The following is a 21,967-nucleotide window of genomic DNA, read 5'->3' as shown; positions in this document are numbered from 1 at the left end:
CTCCGTAGGTTACGGGACCGTAGCAAGGCCGGTCCGACCTCCGTCCACTCCCTCTCCCACCCTCCCTCTCACCCCCAAGGGGACGCCCATGACCATGACCCCGGACGTACTCGACCGCACCGAGCGGCAACAGGACACGCCGTCCGCCACGCTGGGCGGCGACAGCAAGCGCTCCATCGAGCAGGTCACCCTGCTCCTCTTCATCACCGTGCCGTTCCTCGCCCTGGTGGCGGCCGTGCCGCTGGCCTGGGGGTGGGGAGTGAGCTGGCTCGACCTCGGGCTGCTGGTGGCGATGTACTTCATCGGCTGCCACGGCATCACGATCGGCTTCCACCGCTACTTCACCCACGGGTCGTTCAAGGCGAAACGCCCGCTGCGGATCGCACTGGCGATCATGGGCTCGCTGGCGGTGGAGGGGCCGCTGGTGCGCTGGGTGGCGGACCACCGCAAGCACCACAAGTTCTCGGACGGGGAGGGCGACCCGCACTCGCCGTGGCGGTTCGGGGAGACGGTCCCGGCGCTGGTGAAGGGCCTGTGGTGGGCGCACATCGGATGGATGTTCGACGAGGAGCAGACGCCGCAGCACAAGTACGCCCCGGACCTGATCAAGGACCCGGCGCTGCGGCGGATCTCCCGCCAGTTCGTCCTGTGGACGGTCGTGTCGCTGGCCCTCCCGCCGCTGGTGGGCGGATTGGTGACGATGTCGTGGTGGGGCGCCTTCACCGCGTTCTTCTGGGGCTCCCTGGTGCGGGTGGCCCTGCTGCACCACGTCACGTGGTCGATCAACTCGATCTGCCACGCGGTGGGCAAGCGCCCGTTCAAGTCGCGTGACCGCTCGGGCAACGTGTGGTGGCTGGCGGTCCTGTCGTGCGGCGAGTCCTGGCACAACCTGCACCACGCGGACCCGACGAGCGCCCGGCACGGCGTGATGAGGGGCCAGGTGGACTCCAGCGCGCGGCTGATCCGCTGGTTCGAGAAGCTGGGGTGGGCGTACGACGTGCGCTGGCCCTCCGAGGCCCGGATCGAAGCCCGCCGCCAGCCGCGTTCCGCGAACGCGGCATGATGGACGGTGTGGCGATCGACGGCAGCAGTACCAGCAGCGACAAGCCCCGGCGGGGCCGCCGGGTCCGGATGACCGGCGCCGAACGGCGCCAGCAGCTGCTCGACATCGGCCGGACGCTGTTCGCCGAACGCGGTTTCGAAGGCACGTCGGTGGAGGAGATCGCGGCGAAGGCCGGGGTGTCGAAGCCGGTCGTGTACGAACACTTCGGCGGCAAGGAGGGGCTGTACGCGGTCGTGGTCGACCGGGAGATGCGCCAGCTCCTGGACATGGTGACCGGCGCGCTCACGGCGGGGCACCCGCGTGAGCTCCTGGAACAGGCGGCGTTCGCTCTGCTGGACTACATCGAGACGTACACGGACGGCTTCCGGATCCTGGTGCGGGACTCGCCGGTGGCGCAGTCGACGGGTACGTTCGCGTCGCTGATCTCGGACATCGCCACCCAGGTGGAGGACATTCTGGGCCTGGAGTTCAAGGCCCGGGGTTTCGACCCGAAGCTGGCGCCGCTGTACGCGCAGGCGTTGGTGGGGATGGTCGCGCTGACGGGGCAGTGGTGGCTGGACGCCCGGAAGCCGAAGAAGGCCGAGGTGGCGGCGCACCTGGTGAACCTGGCGTGGCACGGGCTGGACGGCCTGGAGCAGAAGCCCCGCCTGATAGGCCACCGCAAGTCCTGACCCCCTGCGGGCGGCCCGCCGCGCCTTCCGCCCCCGGGGCGTCCGCCGCCCCGCCGGACCGGTCCGCCCCGGGGCGGGCGCTCCTCCCCCGGCCCCGCCCGGGGAGGAGGAACGGCCGCCCGTCCCGCCGCCGGGTGGACCGGCCGCTCACGGCCGGGGAGGGCGGGGCCGCGGGGCCCGGCCCCCCGCGGCGCGTCAGGCGCGGGGCTCCAGGAATTCGAGGCGGTTGCCCACCGGGTCCTCCGAGTAGAAGCGGCGGTGCCCGGGCAGCTTGTCGTCCCAGACGACCGGCGCCCCGTACGCCGCCAGCCGCGCCGCGTACGCCTCGATCCCGCTGACCAGCAGCCCGGGGTGCGCCCTCCTCGCCGGCCGGAAGCCCGCTTCGACCCCCAGGTGCAGCCGCACGGCACCCGCCTGGAACCAGCACCCTCCGTTCGCGGCGAGCGCCGGCGGCTTGGGGACCTGCGTCATCCCGAGGACGCCCGCGTAGTACGCGCGCAGCCGCTCCTCCGAGCCGACCGGTGCCGCCATCTGGACGTGGTCGACGGCGACCAGCATCAGTACTCCTTGTGGGCGACGGCGAATATGCGGCGGTAGGGGTAGACCGTGCCGTGGGGGCCCGGCGGGTATGCCTTGCGCAGGAGGTCGCGGTACTGGGAGAGGAACTCCTCCGTCGCCTCCCCGTCGTCCGCGAGCACCGTGAGGACCGGGCGCAGGGCCGTGCCCTTGGTCCAGTCGAGGATCGGGTCCTCGCCCTGGAGGAGCTGGGCGTACACGGTCTCCCACGCGTCGGTCGCGCAGCCGAGGTCCGTCAGCCGCTCCAGGTACTCCGTCGCGTCGAGGATGTGGACGTACCGCCGCCCGTGCTCGCCGAGCCGGTCGCGCCACCGGGGGGACTCGCACAACTCGCTCAGCAGGGCGTGGCTGGGGGAGGTGAAGTTGGCGGGCACCTGGAAGGCGAGGGTGCCGCCGGGGGCGATCCCGTCCAGCCAGTCGCCGAAGGACTCGGCGTGGCCGGGGACCCACTGGAGCGCCGCGTTGGAGACGATCAGGTCGTACGGCTCGTCGGGCGTCCACCGGGCCGCGTCGGCGTGCCGGAAGTCGAGCCGGCCGCCGCCCGGCGTGGCCCCGGCGTACTCCTTCTCGGCCTGGTCGAGCATCTCGCGGGAGAGGTCGAAACCGGTGATGTGCGCGTCGGGCCAGCGGTCCGCGAGGAGCGCGGTGACGTTGCCGGGCCCGCAACCGATGTCGGCGATCCTGGCGGGCCGCCCCTCCTTGGCGGCGGGCAGCTCGGGGATCCGGGCGAGCAGGTCGAGGAACGGCCGGGCGCGGTGGCCGGAGTGGCGCAGATACTGCCGAGGATCCCAAATCGGTGCGGAATGCATGGTCAATTCCCCTTGCTGGTGCGAGATATCTCAGCGGAACGTTGCTCCACTCGCGACCCTCTCAATCGTACGGAAGCACATTTCTTGATATCAAGAGACTTCACGTCGACAGATCGCCTACACTGATCGTCATGGAGGACGAGGTCGACCGTCTGGTCGCTGCATGGCGCCGGGAGCGCCCGGACCTCGACGTGGAGCCGCTCGAGGTGCTGAGCCGGGTCTCCCGGCTGGCCCGCCACCTCGACCGGGCGCGCCGCCTCGCCTTCGCGGAGCACCAGCTGGAGCCGTGGGAGTTCGACGTCCTCACGTCGCTGCGCCGCGCCGGCGCCCCCTACCAGCTTTCCCCCGGTCAGCTCCTCACGCAGACGCTCGTCACGTCGGGCACGATGACCAACCGCATCGACCGGCTCGCGAAGAAGGGCCTCGTCGAGCGGCTGCCCGACCCCACCGACCGGCGCGGCGTCCTCGTCCGCCTCACCGCCGAGGGGCGCGACCGCGCCGACCAGGCCCTCGCCGGGCTGCTGGACCAGGAGCGGGCCATCCTCGCCCGGCTCTCCCGCGCCCAGCGCGCCGACCTCGCGGCGCTGCTACGCCAGCTGACCGCCCCGTTCGACAACGTTCCCGGCTGACTCGGCGGGGCCGACCCCGGCCCTGCGGGCCAGCGCGACCGCCGCGAGCGTGGAGTGCACGCCCAGTTTCCCCAGCACGTTCTGCATGTGCGTGCGGACCGTGTGCGGGGAGAGGAAGAGGCGCTCGGCGACGGCCTTGCGGCCCAGCCCCGCGACCATGCAGCGCAGCACCTCCCGTTCGCGCGGCGTGAGGGACTCGACGAGCCGCTCGCTCTCGGAGCGGTGCTTGCGGGCCGCCGTCAGCTCCCGCAGCACCCCCGTGAGCAGCGCGGGCGCCAGGTGGGTCTCGTCGCGCAGGACGCCCCGGACCACGCCGAGCAGCCGTTGGAGGGAGCAGTCCTTGGCGACCCAGCCGTTCGCCCCGGCCTGGAGGGCCAGCGCGGCGCGGCGCGGGTCGTCCTTCTCGGCGAGCACCACGGTCCGCACGGAGGGGTGGGCCTCGCGCACCCCGGCGACCAGGGAGATCCCGTCGACGATGCCGTCCGCCGCCCCGCCGTCCGGGACGACGCGCGCCACGGCCTGCCCGGCGGCCGTGCCGAGGTCGGCGTCGACGAGGAGGACGTCGAACCGGCGGCCCTCGGCGGCCGCGCGGTCCAGGCAGCGCATCGCGGCGGGGCCGCTGCCCGCCGCGGCGACGTCCACGTCGGGCTCGGCCGCCAGTGCTGCGGCGAGCGACTCGGCGAAGATGCGGTGGTCGTCCACCACCAGAACCCGGATACGGACCACTGGCACCCCTATGCGTCGAGGAAGCGGGCCGGAGCGGGCCGGCGCCCGGAGCCGGGGCGCGCACGCGGGCGTGCGGCCGCCGCCGTGCCCGAGTGTTACCCCGCTCCAGGCGTCGTACCCGGCTGTCTCGCCCCCTGATGGGCATCGGCCCCCACCGATGCTGTGCATCAGCGTACGGGCGGAGGCCCGGACCGGAAGCCGATTTGCAGAACTGACCGACCAGGGTGTTTCCCGTGTGTCAGCTGTGCCGTTACGAGGCGGAAATCGACAGTTCTCCGTCCGGTCGGCGCGGTGCCGGCGCGGTTCACAGCACGCGGCGCGCTCCCGCCGACGGTACGGCCGGGAAGATCCGCGGCGCCGGGTGGCCCTCCGCCGCGAACGCCGCCTCCACCGCCGCGGCCACGGCGTCCGCCGCGTCCGCCTCGGTCAGGACGACCGCCGAGCCGCCGAAGCCGCCGCCGGTCATCCGGGCGCCCAGCGCCCCCGCGGCGACCGCCGCCGAGACGACGAGGTCCAGCTCGGGACAGGAGACCCGCAGGTCGTCCCGGAGGGAGGCGTGTCCCTCGGACAGGACGGGGCCGACGGCCCGTACGTCACCGGCGTCGAGCAGCGCCATCGTCCGCTCGACGCGGTGGTTGTCGGACACGACGTGGCGCACGTAGGCGCGCACGGTCGGGTCGTCCAGCCGCTCCAGCGCCTCCGGGAGCACCTCGTAGCGGACCTCCCGCAGGGTGCGCACCCCGAGCGCCCGCGCGCCCGCCTCGCACCCGGCGCGCCGCTCGGCGTACGCGCCGTCGCCGAGCGCGTGCTTCACGCGCGTGTCGACGACGAGCAGCCGCAGCCCGTGCGCCGGGAGGTCGAACGGGACTTGACGCTGCGTCAGGTCGCGGGTGTCCAGGTGCAGGACGTGCCCCTCCGTGCAGCAGGCGGACGCCATCTGGTCCATGACGCCGCAGGGCACGCCGACGAAGGCGTTCTCGGCGCGCTGGGCGAGGACGGCCAGCTCGGGGGCGGGCAGCCCCAACCCGTACAGCTCGTCGAGGGCGAGGGCGGTGACGACCTCCAGGGCGGCCGAGGACGACAGCCCGGCGCCCGTGGGCACCGTCGACGACAGGTGGATGTCCGCGCCGGCGACCGGGTGGCCGGCCTCGCGCAGCGCCCACACGACCCCGGCCGGGTAGGCGGCCCAGCCGGTGTCGGCGCCGGGCCGCAGCCCGGCCGCGTCGAGCTGGACGATCCCCTGGCCCGAGGCGGTGTCCGCCTCCGCGGAGTGGATCCTCAGCCGCCCGTCCGTGCGGCGCGCGACGGCGGCGACCGCGGTGTGCGGCAGGGCCAGCGGCATCACGAACCCGTCGTTGAAGTCGGTGTACTCGCCGATCAGGTTCACCCGGCCCGGCGCGGCCCACACGCCGTCCGGCGCGGTGCCGTACAGCTCCCGGAACTGCGCGGCGACCTTCTCCGCCGCGGACACGGTCTCCGTACCGTTCACTGTGCCGTTCCCCTCTCCGTCTCGCGCCGCCGCGCGAAGTCCCATGCGTCGCGGACGATGCCCGCGAGGTCCGTGCGCGACGGCCGCCAGCCGAGCCGCTCCCGCGCGACGGCCGCCGAGGCGACCAGGACGGCCGGGTCGCCGGGGCGGCGCGCGGCCGTGACCTCGGGCACCGGGTGGCCGGTGACCTCGCGGACGGTCTCGATGACCTCGCGGACCGAGAAGCCGTTGCCGTTGCCGAGGTTGCAGATCAGGTGCTCGCCGGGGGTGACGGCGTCCATGGCGAGGAGGTGGGCCTCGGCCAGGTCCGCGACGTGGATGTAGTCGCGGACGCAGGTGCCGTCCGGGGTCGCGTAGTCGTCCCCGTACACGGAGATGGACTCGCGCCGGCCGAGGGCGACCTGGAGGACGAGCGGGATGAGGTGCGACTCGGGGTCGTGGAGCTCGCCGTGGCCGCCGTACGCGCCGGCGACGTTGAAGTACCGCAGGGACGCGGCGGCCAGGCCGTGCGCGGTGGCCTCCCCGCTGATCATGTGGTCGACGGCGAGCTTCGAGGCGCCGTACGGGCTGGTGGGGGCCGTGGGGTCGGTCTCCGTGAGGGGCGTGGAGACCGGCTCGCCGTACGTCGCGGCGGTCGAGGAGAACACCAGGCGGCGCACGCCGGCCGCGCGCATCGCGTCGAGCAGCGCCATCGTGCCGCCGACGTTGTTGTCCCAGTACTTCTCCGGCTTGGCGACGGACTCGCCGACCTGCGAGAACGCCGCGAAGTGCAGCACCCCGTCGTACGAGGCGTCGAGGAAGCGGGCGGCGTCCTGGACGCGGCCCTCGACGAAGGCGGCGCCGTCCGGGACGGCCTCGCGGAAGCCGGTCGACAGGTCGTCGAGGACCGTCACCTCGTGGCCGGCCTCCAGCAGGTGGGCGGCGACGACGCTGCCGACGTAGCCGGCCCCGCCCGTTACCAGGTACTTCATGATGCGCTCGCTACCTCTCGCAGTCGGCGGGCCGCCGCCTCCGGCGGCACGTCGTTGATGAACACGCTCATGCCCGATTCGGAGCCCGCGAGGAACTTCAGCTTGCCGGACGTGCGGCGGATGGTGAAAAGCTCGAGATGCAGGGCGAACGCGTCGCGCCGAGGGTCGCCGAACGGCGCCTGGTGCCAGGCGGCGATGTACGGCGTGGGCGGTTCGCCCTCCCCGAAGATCCGGTCGAAGCGCCTCAACAGTTCCAGGTACACCTGTGGGAACTCTGTGCGCGCCGCCTCGTCGAGTCCGCGCAGGTCCGGGACGCGGCGGTTGGGGTAGAGGTGCACCTCGTACGGCCAGTGGGCGGCGTACGGCACGAAGGCGGTCCAGTGGTCGGTGGCGAGGACCACCCGCTCGCCGTCGGCGCGCTCCCGCTCGACGAGGTCGTCGAAGAGGTTGCCGCCGCCGGTGCGGGCCGCGTGCTCCTCCAGGGAGCGCAGCATCAGCGCCGTGCGGGGCGTGGTGAAGGGGTAGCCGTAGATCTGGCCGTGCGGGTGGCCGAGGGTGACGCCGATCTCGGCGCCCCGGTTCTCGAAGCAGAACACCTGCTCCACGCCGGGGACCTCGGCCAGCTCGGCGGTGCGGTCGGTCCACGCCTCCAGGACGAGCCCGGCCTGCTCCTCGGTGAGGTCGGCGAAGGACGCGTCGTGGTCGGAGGTGAAGCAGACGACCTCGCAGCGGCCGGAGTCGCCGGCGAGGGAGGGGAAGCGGTTCTCGAAGACGACGACGTCGTAGTCGGAGTCGGGGATCTCGCTGTGCCGGCCGTCCCCGGAGGGGCACAACGGGCACTCGTCGGCCGGCGGGTGGTACGTGCGGCCCTGCCGGTGGGAGGCGATGGCGACGCGGTCGCCGAGGAGCACGTCCTCGCGGATCTCGGAGGTGGTGGAGATCGGGTCGAGGGGCCGCCGGTCGACGGCGTCCCGCACCACGTCGTCCCGGGAGTCGTAGTACACCAGCTCGCGCCCGTCGGCGAGCCGGGTGGACGTCTTCTTCACTCAGGGCTCCTCGCACCACAACCAGATCAAACAGAACCACACACAAGGAATCACAAACACACACAGGCGTCAATGAGGCGGGACAGCGAAAACCCCACCTCCCCGCCAGCGCGCCGACGGTATGGCCCGGGGCCGAGGAGGGCCCGGGACGGGAGGGCACCCCTGGGGCCGCTCGTGGGGCCGGAGTGGTGGTTGGGGGGCAGGGGGTGGTCGGGCGCCCCTCGTGACCCTGGAGGCCCGTGCGGGCCGGGAGGGGGGAGGACGCCCCCGTGGACCGCTCATGGCGGTGCAGGGGCACACGGAGCCAGGGGGACGGTCGGGCGCGACTCGTGGGACCGGGAGGCCCCTGCGGGCCGGGGGGAGGGCGCGCCCGTGGGCCGTACAGGACCGGGGGCGCGGGTGACGAGAGGCCGGTCGGGCGCCACTCATGGAACCGGAAGACCCTGCGGGCCGGGAGGGGAGGATGCCCCCATGGACCGCTCGTGGAGCCGAAGGGGCGCGCGGGTGTCGAGGGGGCGATCGCGCGGAGGCGCGAAGCGCTGAGCACGTTCGCCCCCTCGACACCCGCTCACAGCGCCCCGGAGGCGCAACGAGCCCAAAAAGTCAGCGCTGCTTCGGGATGCGGGGGAGGCCCGCTGCGGCGTGGTCGAGGAGGCCCGTGCGGGCCGCCAGGGCGGCGGCCTCCAGTCGGGAGCCGACGCCGAGTTTCATCAGGACGCGCTGCACGTGGGTGCGGGCCGTGCTCGGGGCGATGCCCATGCCGGCGGCGATCAGCCGGGTGTCTTCGCCCTCGGCGACCCGTACCAGGACTTCCACTTCGCGGGGGGTCAGCATCCGCAGTAACCGTTGGCCTTCGTCGTCCGGGGTGGCGGCCGGGTTGAGCAGTTCCGTGAAGGCTCCTTGCAGGAGTTGCGGGGCGACGGCGGCTTCGCCCGCGCGGGCCTTCATGATGGCGCGTTCGACGCCTTCGATGCGTTCGTCGTGTCGTACGTATCCGGAGGCGCCGGCCGCGAAGGCCGCTGCGATGCCGCGCGGGCTGGGTACCGGGCCCAGGACCAGCACCGCCACTTGTGGGCGGTCCCGTTTGATCCGTACGACCGGGTCGAAGGTGCCCGGTTCCGCCGGGGTCGCCGTGCCGAGGAGGCACACTTCGGGGGCGCGGTTCACCACCAGTTCGGCCGCGCCCGCGGCCGGTGCGGCGGCGGCGAGCACGCGGTGCCCGCGCAGCTTCAGGGCCGAGGCGAGCGCCTCGGCGAGCAGGCGGTGGTCGTCGACCACCATCAGGCGCACGCCCATCGAGAACCCCCAACCCCCTGGTGCGGCCCCCCGGCCGTCCATGACCCGGCAAGCTACACGCTTGTTCGACGTCGTGCGCCCCCTACCGGCCAGGAGACCCCCGCAATGTCGAATTCTTCGCCTATCAGGGCTACTTGAGGTGCGGCGGGGTGACGCCGGGGAAGCGCGCGGCCCGGCGCGTCGGGTGGACGCGCCGGGCCGTGGGGGGGCTCACGGGATCACCGGGTGGTGAACACCAGTGCCAGGTAACGCGTTTCCTTCACCACCGTCGACGGCTTGGAGACGAAGTAGTCGGCCAGGTACAGCCGTCCGTCGCGGTAGAGCATGTCCTCGCGCTCGGCGAGGCTGCGCTCGGCGTTGCTGATCGCCCGGTCCACCGGGGTCTTCAGCAGCACGGTCTCCTCGAACGTCCCGCCGTCGACGCTGACGATCTGGCCGCCGCGTTCGTAGCCGGGCGTCTTGTAGGCGATGAGGTTGCCGCCGTCCATCCGTACGGGGAACACCTGCGTGTTGGTGCCCGAGTCCAGTTTCTGGCCGGTGAGCTTGCCGGTGGCCAGGTCGAAGGCGACGATCTCGTTGACGCGGTTGTAGTCCTCGCCGGAGCCTTCGTGGGCTTCGGTGGGGACGTACAGGCGGCCGTTGCCGACGACGAGCTTCTCGCAGTTCTCCACGTCGGTGGAGCGGCACTTGCCCGCGTACCGCTCGGCGTCCGCGGTGATCTTCGCCTTCAGCTTGCCGGTCTTCTCGTCGAGGGAGAAGAAGTCCGAGATGCCGGAGCCGTCGCCCGCCGTGTCCCCCACGTCGGCCGCGACGACCAGCGGCCGGGTGGAGACGATCGACGCGTACTCGACGCCCGTCGGCATCTTGTACGAGGAGAGCGGCGCGCCGGTGACGGGGTCGAGGTTCTGGATCGTCACGTACTGGTTGTCGGTGTCGCCGCACTTGCGGGCGGCGACGAGGCCCGCGCCGCCGCCGTAGCCCATGTCGTAGCAGCCTTCGGCGTTCTCCTGGGGGCGCCAGAGTTCCTTGCCGCCGGCCAGGTCCCAGGCGGCGCCGCCGTGGGTGCCGCCCGCGGCGACCGTGTTCGCCCCAATGGTGACCTCGTCCCAGGCGACCTTGCGGTCACCGCGGGAGGCGCCCGTGACGGACTTGGTCCACAGCATCTTGCCGGCGTCCAGGTCGATCACGCCGACCTCGGAGCAGGCCGGGTACTTCAGTTGCGGCGTCGGCTTGGACGGCTGGAAGACCAGGGCGGTCTTGTTGTCCTTGACGTGCCGGGAGGCGGAGCAGATCTCGCCGGGCAGCGGCAGGCTCCACAGCTTGGTGCCCTTCAGCGCGTCGTAGCCGACGACCTCGTTGACGCCCGACTTCACGTACGTCTTGTCGGTCAGCCACGAGCCCGCGGTGGTCACCGTGTCGGTGACGACCGGCGCCGGGATCTGGAAGGCCACCTTCGCCTGGGGGTCGGCGGGCGCCTTCTCGGTGCCGGCGCCGTCGGGGGCCTTGGGGCCGTCGTCCTTCCCGTCGCTCCCGCCGGTGCCGCTGTCGCTGTTCGCGGTCGGTGTCGCCGGGTCGTCGCCCTTGGTGGAGGCGTACCAGACGCCGCTGCCGACGATCAGGGCGACCGCGACGGCCGCCGCGATGACGATCTTCATCTGTGCGGAGAGCTTCCCGCGTCCGCCGGGGGCGCCCGGTCCGGCCGGGGCGCCGGGCACGCCCGGCTGCGGGGGCATCGCCTGGTGCATGGGCGCGGTCGGGTAGCCGTACGCGGGCGGCTGGTTCGGGGCCCCGGGCGGCGGCTGGACGGGCGGCTGGCCCGGGTAGCCGTACGGCGGGGGCGCGGGTTGGCCGTACGGCGGGGGTACGGGCTGGCCGGGCGGCGGGGTGGCCGGGGCCTGCGGGTAGCCGTACGCCGGGTCGCCCTGCGGGGGCGGGGCGGGCGCGCCGAATCCGCCGGGCGGCGGGTCCTGCGGGGCGCCGAAACCGCCGGGGGGCGGGCCCGGGGGCTGGCTGGGCGGTGGGGGCGGTTGCGTCATCGTGTGTACCTCGGGGGGATAAGGAAGTCGTCGGCGCCGGGCCAGGGCTACTCGCCGAAGGCGATCATGGTCTTGGTCTCCAGCTCGGCCTTGTCGTTCTGGGCGCTGACCCGGCCGCTGGCGATGAAGAACCGGCCGCCGGCGTACTCGTACCGCGGCTGCCAGAAGTCCCGCTCGATCCGGGCGACGGACGCCGGGTGCTGGAGCAGCACGGTCGGCCGGCCGCCGGTCGGGGCCAGGGTGGCGACGGCGCCGCCGCGGTCCCAGGAGCCCTCGACGTAGACGAGGAGCTTGCCGCCCTCCATCCGCAGCGGGAGCATCGTCTTGTCCGCGCCCGCCTTGGCGCGCCACTTGGGCTTGCCGGTGTTCAGGTCGAACGCGACGACGTCGTTGGTGCCGCGGGTGAGGCTGGTGGGCTCCGTCGACATGTAGAAGGTGTCGGCGTCGGCCGCGACGCCGACGCAGCCCTGGAGGCGCTGGCCGAAGACGATGAGGCCGCCGCCCCCGCACTGGGCGCGGTACTTGTCGTTGCCGCCGGAGAGCTGGGAGCGCAGCTTGCCCGCGTCGGTGAGGGCCAGGACGGTGCGCTGCTTCTTCTCCTCCTGGACCGCGTTCACGACGAGCGGGCTGACCGAGTAGACCTTGTCGACCTCCCAGCCGCGCGCGAGCTGGTACTTCCACTTCGGCTTGCCGGTGGCCGGGGCGACCTCCCAGATCTCCTGCTGGGGGTTCTTGTAGTCGGAGACCCGGCAACTGGCGGCGGCGACCAGGCGGTTCCCGGCGCCGGCGAAGGCGTAGGGCTGGCAGCCGTCGGAGGGCTTGCCGAAGATCTGCTTGCCGTCGGTGAGGGAGAAGCCGTACGAGTTGCCGGTGCCGGCGGCCACGACCGTGTTGCCGGCCATGGCGAGCGTCGGGTCGGAGAGGGAGCTGAACCCGGTGCTCTTGGGGACCTCCGTCTTCCAGCCCGCCTTGCCGGTCTTCAGGTCGATCTGCTGGAGGACGCGGCAGTCGGCGCGGTCGCCGGTGCCGTCCTTGAGGCCGATGACGAGGGTGCCGTTCGCGGTGGGGGCGTTCGCGGCCTCGCAGACGTCCGTGGTGAAGGGGACGCTCCACTTCTTCTTGCCGTCGGCGGTGGAGAAGCCCTCGATGCCGCGGTACATGGCCTTGACGATCGTGTCGCCGACGACCCACGGGCCGTACACGTTGGCGCCGTTGCGCGGCAGGTCCACGTCGTTCTTGAGGAGCCACTCGACCTTGGCCTCGCCGGGCTGGCGGCCCGCGTTCAGGTCGTCGTTCCCCTCGCGGCCGCCGCCGGTGCCGTCGCCCTTGTCGACGGACGCGGACGCGGTCGGCTCCGGTGCGGGGCCGGTCGGCTGGGTGTTGGTGGTCCTCTCCGACTCGTTGTCGCTGACCGCCCACCAGGTGACGCCGCCCACGGCGAGCACCACGGCGACCGCGCCGGCGACGACCGCGACGGTCTTGCCCTTGAAGGGGCCGCCGCCGGAACCGCCGGGGGGCACGGGGCCGCCGGGGTACTGGGGCGGGGCGGGGGGACCGCCGTACGGGCCGGGCTGCTGGCCGTACGGGCCGGGCTGTGCGTACGGTCCGGGCTGCTGACCGTACGGTCCGGGCTGGCCGTACGGACCGGGCTGCTGTGCGTACGGGCCGGGCTGCTGGCCGGGCGCCGGGGGCTGGCCGGGGGCCTGCGGGTAGCCGTAGCCGGGCGCCGGGGGCTGGCCGGGCGCCTGCGGGAAGCCGTACCCGGGCGCGGGCTGGGCCGGCGGCTGCGCCGGGGGCGCGGCGGGCGGCTGCGCGGGCGGGGCGGTCGGCGGCTGGGCCGGTGCGGCGGGCGGCTGCGCGGGCGGCTGGGGAACCCCCCGCGGGTCCTGCGGAGACCCGAAGCCCCCCTGCGGCGGTTGCTGGCTGGGCGGCTGAGACATCAGCGCTTCCCCCTTCGTGCGATCCGCTGGCCGACCGGCCTCCCCCGCGATTCCGGCACGAGGCTCGTCGCCGGAATGGAGCGATTCGGACAGGGATGTCGCACTGTTGCGTGAGTCGAGCGGGGCTTCTTTCTACCACCCGCCCCACGCGCGCAGAGGGGCCGGACCTCCCTGTTCCCAAGGGAGGACCGGCCCGTGACGCCCCCGTTATCCGCTCTCCACGCCTTCTCTACGCGCCCCCGCACGCGCTTCGCGCGTCCGACCGCTACGCGTCCTCGGCCAGTTCCAGCCAGCGCGTCTCCAAGTCCTCGCGCTCGCCGGCCAGTTCCCTCAGCTCCGCGTCCAGTTTCGCCACCTTCTCGAAGTCCGTGGCATTTTCGGCGATCTCGGCGTGGAGGGCGGCCTCCCGGCCGGAGATCTTGTCGAGCTGCCGCTCGATCCGCACGAGTTCCTTCTTCGCGGCGCGGGCGTCGGCCGCGGAGGCCGTCCTCGCGGCCTTCGCCGCGGAGGCCGGGGCGGCGGACGGCGCGGACGCCGCCTCGACCATCCTCTCCCGGCGCTCCAGGTACTCGTCGATCCCGCGCGGCAGCATCCGCAGCGTCGCGTCGCCGAGCAGCGCGAACGTCCGGTCCGTGGTCCGCTCCAGGAAGAACCGGTCGTGGGAGATGACGATCATCGAGCCGGGCCAGCCGTCGAGCAGGTCCTCCAACTGCGTCAGCGTCTCGATGTCCAGGTCGTTGGTCGGCTCGTCGAGGAAGAGCACGTTCGGCTCGTCCATCAGCAGCCGCAGCAGTTGGAGGCGGCGGCGCTCACCGCCGGACAGGTCCCCGACCGGCGTCCACTGCTTCTCCTTGGTGAAGCCGAACTGCTCACAGAGCTGCCCCGCCGTCATCTCCCGGCCCTTGCCGAGGTCGACGCGGTCCCTGACCTGCTGCACGGCCTCCAGGACGCGCAGCGTCGGCGGCAGCTCCGCCACGTCCTGCGAGAGGTAGGCGAGGCGCACGGTCCGGCCGACGGCGATCCGGCCCGCGGCGGGCTGCTCCTCGCCCTGGGTCGCGGCCGCCTCCGCGAGCGCCCGCAGCAGCGACGTCTTGCCCGCGCCGTTCACCCCGACGAGGCCGATCCGGTCGCCCGGGCCGAGCTGCCACGTCAGGTGCTTCAGCAGCACCTTCGGACCGGCCTGGACCGTCACATCCTCCAGGTCGAACACGGTCTTGCCGAGCCGCGCCGACGCGAACCGCATCAGCTCGCTGCTGTCGCGCGGCGGCGGCACGTCCGCGATCAGCTCGTTCGCCGCCTCGATGCGGTAGCGGGGCTTCGACGTGCGGGCCGGGGCGCCGCGCCGCAGCCACGCCAGCTCCTTGCGGACCAGGTTCTGCCGCTTGGTCTCCTCCGTGGCGGCGATCCGCTCCCGCTCGGCCCGCGCGAAGACGTAGTCGGAGTAGCCGCCCTCGTACTCGTGGACGGCGCCGCGCTGGACGTCCCACATGCGCGTGCACACCTGGTCGAGGAACCAGCGGTCGTGGGTGACGCAGACCAGCGCCGAGCGGCGGGCCTGGAGGTGCCGGGCGAGCCAGGCGATGCCCTCCACGTCGAGGTGGTTGGTGGGCTCGTCGAGGACGATCAGGTCCTGCTCCGCGATCAGCAGCTTGGCGAGCGCGATGCGGCGCCGCTCGCCGCCGGACAGCGGCCCGATGACCGTGTCCAGGCCCTGCGGGAAACCGGGCAGGTCCAGGCCGCCGAAGAGGCCGGTGAGCACGTCGCGGATCTTGGCGTTGCCCGCCCACTCGTGGTCCGCGAGGTCACCGATCACCTCGTGCCGCACGGTCGCGGCCGGGTCGAGCGAGTCGTGCTGCGTGAGCACCCCGAGGCGCAGGCCGCCGTTGTGCGTGACGCGGCCGCTGTCGGCCTCCTCCAGCTTGGCGAGGACGCGGATCAGCGTCGTCTTGCCGTCGCCGTTGCGCCCCACGACGCCGATCCGGTCGCCTTCGGAGACGCCGAGGGAGACACCGTCGAGCAGGGCACGGGTGCCGTACACCTTGCTGACGGCCTCGACATTGACCAGATTGGCGGCCATTTCACTCCTGGGGTGGCGGGACGGATCGACCTTCCAGGGTAGTGGGCGCCGGAGGGTGCCCGGCGAGCCGTGCGGTAGCGTGCGGCGATCGTTCGAGGGAGGGACCGGGGTCATGGTGCGGAACGTGGGGCGGGGCGCGGCGGCGGTGGCGGTCGCGGCGCTGCTGGCCGGGTGCGCGTCGGGGGCGTCGGAGCCGTCGGCGGGTGCGGGCGCCGGGTCCGCGGGCCCGTCGGCGAAGGCCGGGGTGAGCCCGTCGGCGGAGGCGGGGGCGAAGGCCGGGGCGTCCGCGTCGCCGGGCGTGACCGCCGCGGCGAAGGGCGGGACGGTCGGCGCGGCCGGGTCGGCGTGCCCGCTGCCGGTGACGTTCGACGTGGCCGCCGGCTGGAAGCCGAAGAAGGTCGAGCCGCTCGACGACCCGGACCTGGCGGAGCTGAACGACCTGCTGGAGCAGGGCACCGTCACCATGGCCTGCGAGATCGACGCCAAGCCCGCCGGGAACATCGGCTTCCTGCGCGTGTGGACCGACGACGCGAAGGGCGCCGCGCCCCGCACGGTGCTGGAGTCCTTCGTCGCCGCCGACGACTCCCCCTCGTCGGTCGTCTACCGCGACGTCCGGGTGGGCCGGGGCGGCGCGCTCGCGGCGACCGAGGTGACGTACACCGTGATGAGCGAGCTCCTCGACGAGCCGAAGAAGGCCCGCGCCCTGGCCGTGGCGACGCCGCGCGGCCCGCTCGTGCTGGAGTTGGGCGGCATGGACAGCGAGGAGCACGACGCGATGCTGCCCGCGTACGAACTGGCGAAGGGCTCCCTGGCCGCGACGGGCGGCTGACGGGGGACGGGGACGGAAGAACCGGAGGAGGTCGTACCGCGTGTCCGTGTCCGTACGACGTCCGTCTGTGAGAGGTGCGACATGAACGAGGACAGCAGGGACCGGACCGGCCGGGCGCCCCGGCGACGCCGCGGGGTGCGGCTGGCGGCCGTCGCGTCGGCGGCGGTCGCGGTCGTGGCCGGAGGGGCGTTCTGGCTGTCCGGTGGGTACGACGCCTGGAGCGGCACCGGGAGCGCGCTGGACGGCGCCTGCGAGGGGGACCTGGCGGCCGACCGCGTACGGGCGCTCCTGCCGGACACCGGGCTGACCGTGTCGAGCGGGCTGCGGCAGGACGGCTGGTACTGCTCCGTCTCGGCCCCGGGCGGCGCGGACGGCGCCGGGTTCGAGGTGCGGATGCGCAACGCCGAGGAGCCGTTCGGGCCGGACGCCGCGATCGACCCGGGCGAGGGCGCCGTGCCGCTGGGCGGCGGGTGGACGGGCTCCTTCTCGTACGGCGTCGGCGGCGCGGACGGCGCGACCCCTGCGGACGGCGCGAACCGCACGGACGGCGCGCGCGGGCGGGTCGTACTGCTGCTGGACTGCGGCGACGAGTCCGGCGACGGGCTGCTCGCGGCGGCGGATGGGCGGCTCGCCGGCGGGCGGTCCTTCGAGGACGGGGCGGCCCGGGCCCGGCTCGTCTCCGCCCTGACGGACACGGCCCTGTCGTACGCGCGGCGCACCGGCTGCGACGCGGCGGGCGGCACCGAGCGGGTGCGGGAGGTGGCCGCGCCGGTCGTGGACGCGCGGCGACCGCTGGCGGAGGCGTCCGGCACCTGCCGGGGGATCGTGGACGCGGCCACCGCGCGCCGGTGGGGCGCCGGGACGGCCGCCGAGACCCCGGCGGAGCCGGCGCCCGTGGAGCGGTGCGTGCTGGGCAGCGGGCTCGGGACGCCGCTGTACACCTTCACGGCGTCGTACGGGCCCTACGGGGAGGCGGCGCTGTCGGGCGGGGGCGGCGCCCTGCCCGCGGGCGGCGCGGCGGACTCGCCGTCGGGGCACTACCGGATGTCGGCGACGTGCCCCGGGGCGGACGGGACGGGGGTCTACGAGATCGTCCCGGACGACGGGCTGGCGCTGGACCACGCGTCGCTGCGGGCGGCGCTGAAGTCCTTCGCGGCGGCGTCCGCCGCCCTCCACCACTGCCAGGCCCCGTCCTGACCGGTCGGGCGCCCCTCCGGACGGGTCCCGTCCTGGCCGGTCGGGCGCCCCTCCAGGCGGGCGCCCCTCCGGACGGACGCTCCTCCAGGCGGGCACCCCTCCAGGTGGGCGCCCCTCCGGACGGGGCGCCCACCGTACCCCGCCCCGTCCCGGTCCGGGCCCCCGTCCGAGAGGGCCGTCCGCGGGCCGGGCGGCGGGGTCAGCGGCGGAGTTCGACCAGCAGCCAGCCCGCCAGGGTGAGGGCCAGCGCCTGGGGGGCCGTGACGGGGACCGCGACCAGGACCGCGCTGTGCCCCTCCAGCAGCCCGCCGAAGCCCACCGCCGACAGGCCCAGCACCCCCAGCAGGCTCAAGATGACGCCCAGGACGGCCGGCGCCGCGGAGCGGGGGCCCGGGGCGGCGGCCCCGGACGGCGGCGCCGTCCCCGGGTGTTCCGCCGCGCGGAAGACCCGCACCAGCAGCCCCGTCGCCACCGCCGCCACCGCCACCCGCGCCGGGAGCTGCGCCCACCACGCGCCGGACGCCGGCTCCGGCAGCGGCACGTCCAGCGCGAGCATCGCGCCGTACACGCCGAGCATCGCCGTCAGGTGCCACAGGAACGCGGTCATGGCGATCCCGTTCGCCGCGACGACCGCCCGCCACACGCGGGCGCGGGCGGCGAGCCGCGTCCCGGGGCCGCGCAGCAGCTCCGCCGCGCCGACCAGCCACACCCCGTGGCACAGCAGGGCCAGCGTCGGGGGCGCCATGTTGGACACCTCCTCGCCGGGCATGCCCACCATCGACAGCGGGTACGGCCCGAGGGCGACCAGCGCCACCGCGCCCGCCAGCCCCGCCGCGGCCAGCGCCCGCGGGACCCGGGGCGCCCGGAGGCGGCCGTCCGCGCGGAGGAAGCCCAACTGGTGGACGGCGAGCCACACGAGTGCGAAGTTCAGGAACCCGACGTACGGCACGTCCCCGGCGAACCGCAACGCGTCCACCGCGGCGGCCCCGCCCGCCAGCGCGGCGAACGCACCCCAGCCCCACCGCCGGTGGAGCCGCAGCAGCGGCGGGGTGAACGCGACCATCGCCAGGTAGACGCCGACGAACCACAGCGGCTGCGCCACCAGCCGCAGCGCCGTGCCGGTCAGGCCGTCCCCGCCGCCGAGGAGCTGGACGGCGAGGGCCGCAGCGCCCCACACGGCGGCGAAGACGGCGGTCGGGCGGAGCAGCCGCCGCACCCGGCTCCGGACGAACGCGGCGTACGCGGGCCGGGACCGGTACGACAGGGCGTGCGCGAAGCCGCCGACGAAGAAGAACACCGGCATCACCTGGAGCCCCCAGGTGAGGACCTGGAGGGCGGGCACGACCGCGAGGAGGTTGCCGACCTTCCCGTCGGCCGTCACCGCGGCCATCAGCCAGTGCCCGAGGACGACCGCCGCCAGGGACGCGACCCGCAGGAGGTCGACGTAGCGGTCCCTGGTGGCGGGCGTGTGGGCGGCGAGGTACCGCGCGTCGAGTCCCGTTCCCGTGTGTGGCATGCGGGAAGGGTCGCCTCCCGGCCGCGGGGGCCGGGAGAGTACGCCTACTCAGTCACGCGGTGAGTACCCGGGCGCCGGGCGCCGGCGAGGTGGCCGTGCGGGCCGTGCGGCACGTGCCGGACGCGACGAGCGCGGCGGCGACGGACCCGGCGGCCTCGGCGTCCTTGACGAGGAACGCCGTGGTGGGGCCGGAGCCGGAGACGATCCCGGCGAGGGCCCCGGCGGCGGTCCCGGCGGCGAGGGTGTCGGCGAGGGACGGCCGCAGGGAGAGGGCGGCGGGCTGGAGGTCGTTGGCGAGGGCGCCGGCGAGGGCGGCGGGGTCGCCGGCGCGCAGCGCGTCGAGGAGGGCAGGGGACACGGCGGGCGCGGGGACGTCCGGTGCCAGCCGGTCGAACTCGGCGTACACGGCGGGCGTGGACAGGCCGCCGTCGGCGACGGCGAACACCCAGTGGAAGGTGCCGCCGACGGGGAGCTCGGTGAGGTGCTCGCCGCGACCGGTGCCCAGGGCCGCGCCGCCGACGAGGGAGAACGGCACGTCACTGCCCAACTCGGCGCAGATGTCGAGGAGTTCGGCGCGACTGGCGCCCGTGCCCCACAGCGCGTCGCAGGCGAGGAGGGCGCCCGCGCCGTCCGCGCTGCCGCCGGCCATGCCACCCGCGACTGGGATGTCCTTGGCGATGTGGAGGTGCACGTCGGGGGTGATGCCGTGCCGGGCGGCGAGGAGTTCCGCGGCGCGCGCGGCGAGGTTCGTACGGTCCAGGGGGACCCGGTCCGCGTCGGGCCCCTCGCAGGTGACGCGGAGGGACTCGGCCGGTGTGGCGGTCACCTCGTCGTACAGGGAGACGGCGAGGAACACGTTCGCCAGGTCGTGGAACCCGTCGGGGCGGGCGGGGCCGACCGCCAGCTGGACGTTGACCTTGGCCGGGACTCGTACGGTGATGCTCACGCTCGGGCCTCCGCGATACGGGCGAACTCTTCGACGGTCAGGGACTCCCCCCGGGCCTGGGGGGACACTCCGGCCGCGACGAGCGCGGCCTCGGCGGCGGCGGGCGACCCTGCCCAGCCGGCCAGGGCGGCGCGCAGGGTCTTGCGGCGCTGCGCGAAGGCGGCGTCGACGACGGCGAAGACCTCGCGCTTGGAAGCGGTGGTCTTCGGCGGGTCGCGGCGCACGAGGGAGACGAGGCCGGAGTCGACGTTGGGCGCGGGCCAGAAGACGTTGCGGCCGATGGCGCCGGCGCGCCGGACCTCCGCGTACCAGTTGGCCTTCACCGAGGGGACGCCGTACACCTTGTTGCCGGGGCGGGCGGCGAGCCGGTCGGCGACCTCGGCCTGGACCATGACGAGCGTGCGCTCGATGGTCGGGAAGCGGTCGAGCATGTGCAGCAGGACGGGCACCGCGACGTTGTACGGCAGGTTCGCGACGAGCGCGGTGGGCGGCGGGCCGGGCAGCTCCCGGACGTCCATGGCGTCGGAGTGGACCAGGGAGAAGCGGGTGGCCCGCTCGGGCACGCGGGCGGTGATCGTGGCGGGCAGCGCCGCGGCGAGCGTGTCGTCGATCTCGACGGCCACGACGCGGTCGGCCGCCTCCAGCAGGGCGAGGGTGAGGGAGCCGAGTCCGGGGCCGACCTCCACGACGACGTCGTCGGGGCGCACCTCCGCGGTGCGGACGATGCGCCGGACGGTGTTGGCGTCGATGACGAAGTTCTGGCCGCGCTGCTTGGTGGGGCGTACCCCGAGGGCTGCGGCCAGTTCGCGGATGTCGGCGGGGCCGAGGAGGGCGTCGGGCTCAGTGGTGCTCACCGATACAGCCTACGGCCGCAGTGCGGCCACGGACTCGCCCCCCGCTGCACGTAGAGCTTCTTCGCCCGGTATGTCTGTTCGGCGGCGGGGGCGTCCTGGGGGCGGCCGGTGCCGCCGAGGGAGCGCCAGGTGCGGGTGTCGAACTGGTAGAGGCCGCCGTACGTGCCGGAGGGGTCGACGGCGCCGGGGCGTCCGCCGGACTCGCACCGGGCGAGGGCGACCCAGTTCAGGCCGTCGGCGCCGGCGACGGAGCCGGGCCGCTGCTTGGTGCCGACGCGGACGATCCGGGCGACCGGCTCGCGGACCACGGCGGCGCCGGTCCGGCGGGTGTGCCGGCGGACGCCGTTGACGGTGCGGGTCTCGTACGTGACGCGGCGCAGGCCCGGGTGGCCCTGCCGGTCGACGACCTCGGTGCCCCGGTACAGGTCCGGGTCGTCGACGCGGCGCACGGCGTACGGGATGGCCTCGTCGCGGGTCTCCCGGTCATCCCTGACCCGCAGGACGGTGATGGTCTGGCCGTCGCGGGGGAACGCGTCGGCCGGTACGGAGGTCGTGTCCTGGCCGCGCAGGGCGATCCCGGCGCGGGTGAGGGCCTCGGTGACGGTGGCGGCGTTGGTGCGGACGGTGCGCTCCCGGCCGTCCGCGAGGAACGTCACGGCGCGTTCGGTGCGGACGGCCAGGGCGAGGCCGTCGCGGTCGATGGGGGCGGAGCGGGAGCGGGAGAGGTGGGCGCCCTCGGCGCGGACGCCGAGTCGGCGCAGGGCCTCGTCGACGGTGCGGGCGGTGGTCCACAGGCGGCGGACGCGGCCGTCGAGGTCCAGGTCGAGGGGGCGGCCCCAGCGGACGACGACCTCGTCGCCGCTGGCCAGGGCGGCGCCGGGGGCGGGGGACACGAGGTCGTGCGCGCCGACGGCGATGCCCTCGGCGGCGAGGAGCTCGCCGACGTCGTCGGCGAAGGTGTGCAGGGTGCGGGGGGCACCGTCGACGCTGAGCCGGATCGCCTTGTCGTCCGCGACGAAGGCGCTGGTGCCGCCGGCGAGCACGGCGAGGACGAGGGCCTGCGGGACGAGCCGCCGCAGCCCGTCCCCGGGGCGCGGCCCGGCGGGGGGCTTGGCGGGGTGCTTGGCGGGGAGCTGGATGGAGGGCTTGGCGGCGGGCGGTTCGGCGGGCGAGGTGGGGGGCTCGGCTGGCGGGGTGGGGGCCTTGGCGCGGCGCGGGGCGGGGGGCGGGGCGGGGCGGGAGGGGGGGGGGTCGGGGGGGGGGGGGGGGGGCGGGGGGGGGCGGGGGGGGGGGGGG

At 74.6% G+C, this 21,967-nt stretch carries 19 protein-coding genes; 5 read left to right on the top strand and 14 right to left on the bottom strand.

The genetic code is table 11. The features are described 5' to 3' along the window. Nucleotides 1-88 precede the first annotated feature (88 nt). Both RND61_RS27615 and RND61_RS27610 read left to right on the top strand, forming a co-directional pair. Nucleotides 89-1,063 carry an acyl-CoA desaturase gene (locus tag RND61_RS27615; RefSeq protein WP_315880843.1) on the top strand — a complete coding sequence of 325 codons (975 nt, stop codon included), beginning with the start codon at nt 89-91 and terminating at the stop codon, nt 1,061-1,063. Then, entirely contained in the window at nt 1,063-1,734 is a 672-nt protein-coding gene (locus tag RND61_RS27610; protein WP_315880872.1) for a TetR/AcrR family transcriptional regulator, read from the top strand. The genes RND61_RS27615 and RND61_RS27610 overlap by 1 nt, the downstream gene beginning before the upstream one ends. A gap of 195 nt (nt 1,735-1,929) precedes the next feature. Here the strand turns inward: RND61_RS27610 and RND61_RS27605 are convergent, their stop codons facing one another. Both RND61_RS27605 and RND61_RS27600 read right to left on the bottom strand, forming a co-directional pair. Further along, complete coding sequence (locus RND61_RS27605) at nt 1,930-2,292, bottom strand: VOC family protein (RefSeq protein ID WP_315880842.1); 363 nt, start codon at nt 2,290-2,292, stop codon at nt 1,930-1,932. Next, nucleotides 2,292-3,119, bottom strand: a complete 828-nt coding sequence (locus tag RND61_RS27600; RefSeq protein ID WP_315880841.1) for a trans-aconitate 2-methyltransferase — start codon at nt 3,117-3,119, stop codon at nt 2,292-2,294. Before RND61_RS27600 ends, RND61_RS27605 begins: the two co-directional genes overlap by 1 nt. Before the next feature lie 131 nt (nt 3,120-3,250). Between RND61_RS27600 and RND61_RS27595 the strand changes: the two genes are divergently transcribed. After that, nucleotides 3,251-3,748 carry a MarR family winged helix-turn-helix transcriptional regulator gene (locus RND61_RS27595; protein WP_315880840.1) on the top strand — a complete coding sequence of 166 codons (498 nt, stop codon included), beginning with the start codon at nt 3,251-3,253 and terminating at the stop codon, nt 3,746-3,748. Here the strand turns inward: RND61_RS27595 and RND61_RS27590 are convergent. The 8 genes from RND61_RS27590 to RND61_RS27555 form a co-directional block, all read right to left on the bottom strand. Continuing rightward, nucleotides 3,707-4,474 carry a response regulator transcription factor gene (locus tag RND61_RS27590; RefSeq protein WP_315880839.1) on the bottom strand — a complete coding sequence of 256 codons (768 nt, stop codon included), beginning with the start codon at nt 4,472-4,474 and terminating at the stop codon, nt 3,707-3,709. The genes RND61_RS27595 and RND61_RS27590 overlap by 42 nt on opposite strands. A gap of 304 nt (nt 4,475-4,778) precedes the next feature. Next, a complete protein-coding gene (gene galK / locus RND61_RS27585; protein WP_391654267.1) occupies nt 4,779-6,008 on the bottom strand; it encodes a galactokinase in 1,230 nt (409 codons plus the stop codon). Further along, nucleotides 5,960-6,934, bottom strand: a complete 975-nt coding sequence (gene galE / locus RND61_RS27580) for a UDP-glucose 4-epimerase GalE (protein ID WP_315880838.1) — start codon at nt 6,932-6,934, stop codon at nt 5,960-5,962. The genes galK and galE overlap by 49 nt, the downstream gene beginning before the upstream one ends. Next, complete coding sequence (gene galT, locus RND61_RS27575) at nt 6,931-7,980, bottom strand: galactose-1-phosphate uridylyltransferase (RefSeq protein ID WP_315880837.1); 1,050 nt, start codon at nt 7,978-7,980, stop codon at nt 6,931-6,933. The genes galE and galT overlap by 4 nt, the downstream gene beginning before the upstream one ends. A 603-nt stretch (nt 7,981-8,583) precedes the next feature. Next, nucleotides 8,584-9,276, bottom strand: a complete 693-nt coding sequence (locus tag RND61_RS27570) for a helix-turn-helix transcriptional regulator (protein WP_315880836.1) — start codon at nt 9,274-9,276, stop codon at nt 8,584-8,586. 218 nt (nt 9,277-9,494) lie between these two features. Beyond that, nucleotides 9,495-11,312, bottom strand: coding sequence for an outer membrane protein assembly factor BamB family protein (locus tag RND61_RS27565; RefSeq protein ID WP_315880835.1), 1,818 nt, complete (start codon nt 11,310-11,312; stop codon nt 9,495-9,497). A 47-nt stretch (nt 11,313-11,359) separates the two neighbouring features. Next, a complete protein-coding gene (locus RND61_RS27560; protein ID WP_315880834.1) occupies nt 11,360-13,252 on the bottom strand; it encodes an outer membrane protein assembly factor BamB family protein in 1,893 nt (630 codons plus the stop codon). Between the two features lie 265 nt (nt 13,253-13,517). Further along, the gene (locus RND61_RS27555; protein ID WP_315880833.1) at nt 13,518-15,329 is read right to left on the bottom strand and encodes an ABC-F family ATP-binding cassette domain-containing protein; all 1,812 of its coding nucleotides are present in this window, start codon (nt 15,327-15,329) and stop codon (nt 13,518-13,520) included. A 112-nt stretch (nt 15,330-15,441) separates the two neighbouring features. On the opposite strand from RND61_RS27555, the gene RND61_RS27550 reads away from it, so the two are divergent. Then, a complete protein-coding gene (locus RND61_RS27550) occupies nt 15,442-16,158 on the top strand; it encodes a lipoprotein (protein WP_315880832.1) in 717 nt (238 codons plus the stop codon). Nucleotides 16,159-16,239: 81 nt separating this feature from the next. Beyond that, nucleotides 16,240-17,355 (top strand): hypothetical protein, encoded by a 1,116-nt coding sequence (locus RND61_RS27545; protein WP_315880831.1) that lies wholly within the window; start codon nt 16,240-16,242, stop codon nt 17,353-17,355. Nucleotides 17,356-17,554: 199 nt separating this feature from the next. Here the strand turns inward: RND61_RS27545 and RND61_RS27540 are convergent, their stop codons facing one another. The 4 genes from RND61_RS27540 to RND61_RS27525 all read right to left on the bottom strand — a co-directional run. Next, on the bottom strand, nt 17,555-18,871 hold the full coding sequence (locus tag RND61_RS27540; RefSeq protein WP_315880830.1) for an acyltransferase family protein: 1,317 nt from the start codon (nt 18,869-18,871) through the stop codon (nt 17,555-17,557). A 52-nt stretch (nt 18,872-18,923) separates the two neighbouring features. After that, nucleotides 18,924-19,817, bottom strand: coding sequence for a 4-(cytidine 5'-diphospho)-2-C-methyl-D-erythritol kinase (locus RND61_RS27535; protein ID WP_315880829.1), 894 nt, complete (start codon nt 19,815-19,817; stop codon nt 18,924-18,926). Further along, complete coding sequence (gene rsmA, locus RND61_RS27530; RefSeq protein ID WP_315880828.1) at nt 19,814-20,671, bottom strand: 16S rRNA (adenine(1518)-N(6)/adenine(1519)-N(6))-dimethyltransferase RsmA; 858 nt, start codon at nt 20,669-20,671, stop codon at nt 19,814-19,816. Before rsmA ends, RND61_RS27535 begins: the two co-directional genes overlap by 4 nt. Next, on the bottom strand, nt 20,668-21,967 hold a 1,300-nt coding region (locus tag RND61_RS27525; protein WP_391654262.1), incomplete at its 5' end, for a ubiquitin-like domain-containing protein. The genes RND61_RS27525 and rsmA, both read right to left, overlap by 4 nt.

The organism is Streptomyces tamarix (assembly GCF_032423885.1).
GTDB classification, from domain to species: Bacteria; Actinomycetota; Actinomycetes; order Streptomycetales; family Streptomycetaceae; genus Streptomyces; species Streptomyces tamarix.
Note: the sequence above shows the minus strand (reverse complement) of the source record. Positions and strands in the feature narration are given on the sequence as shown.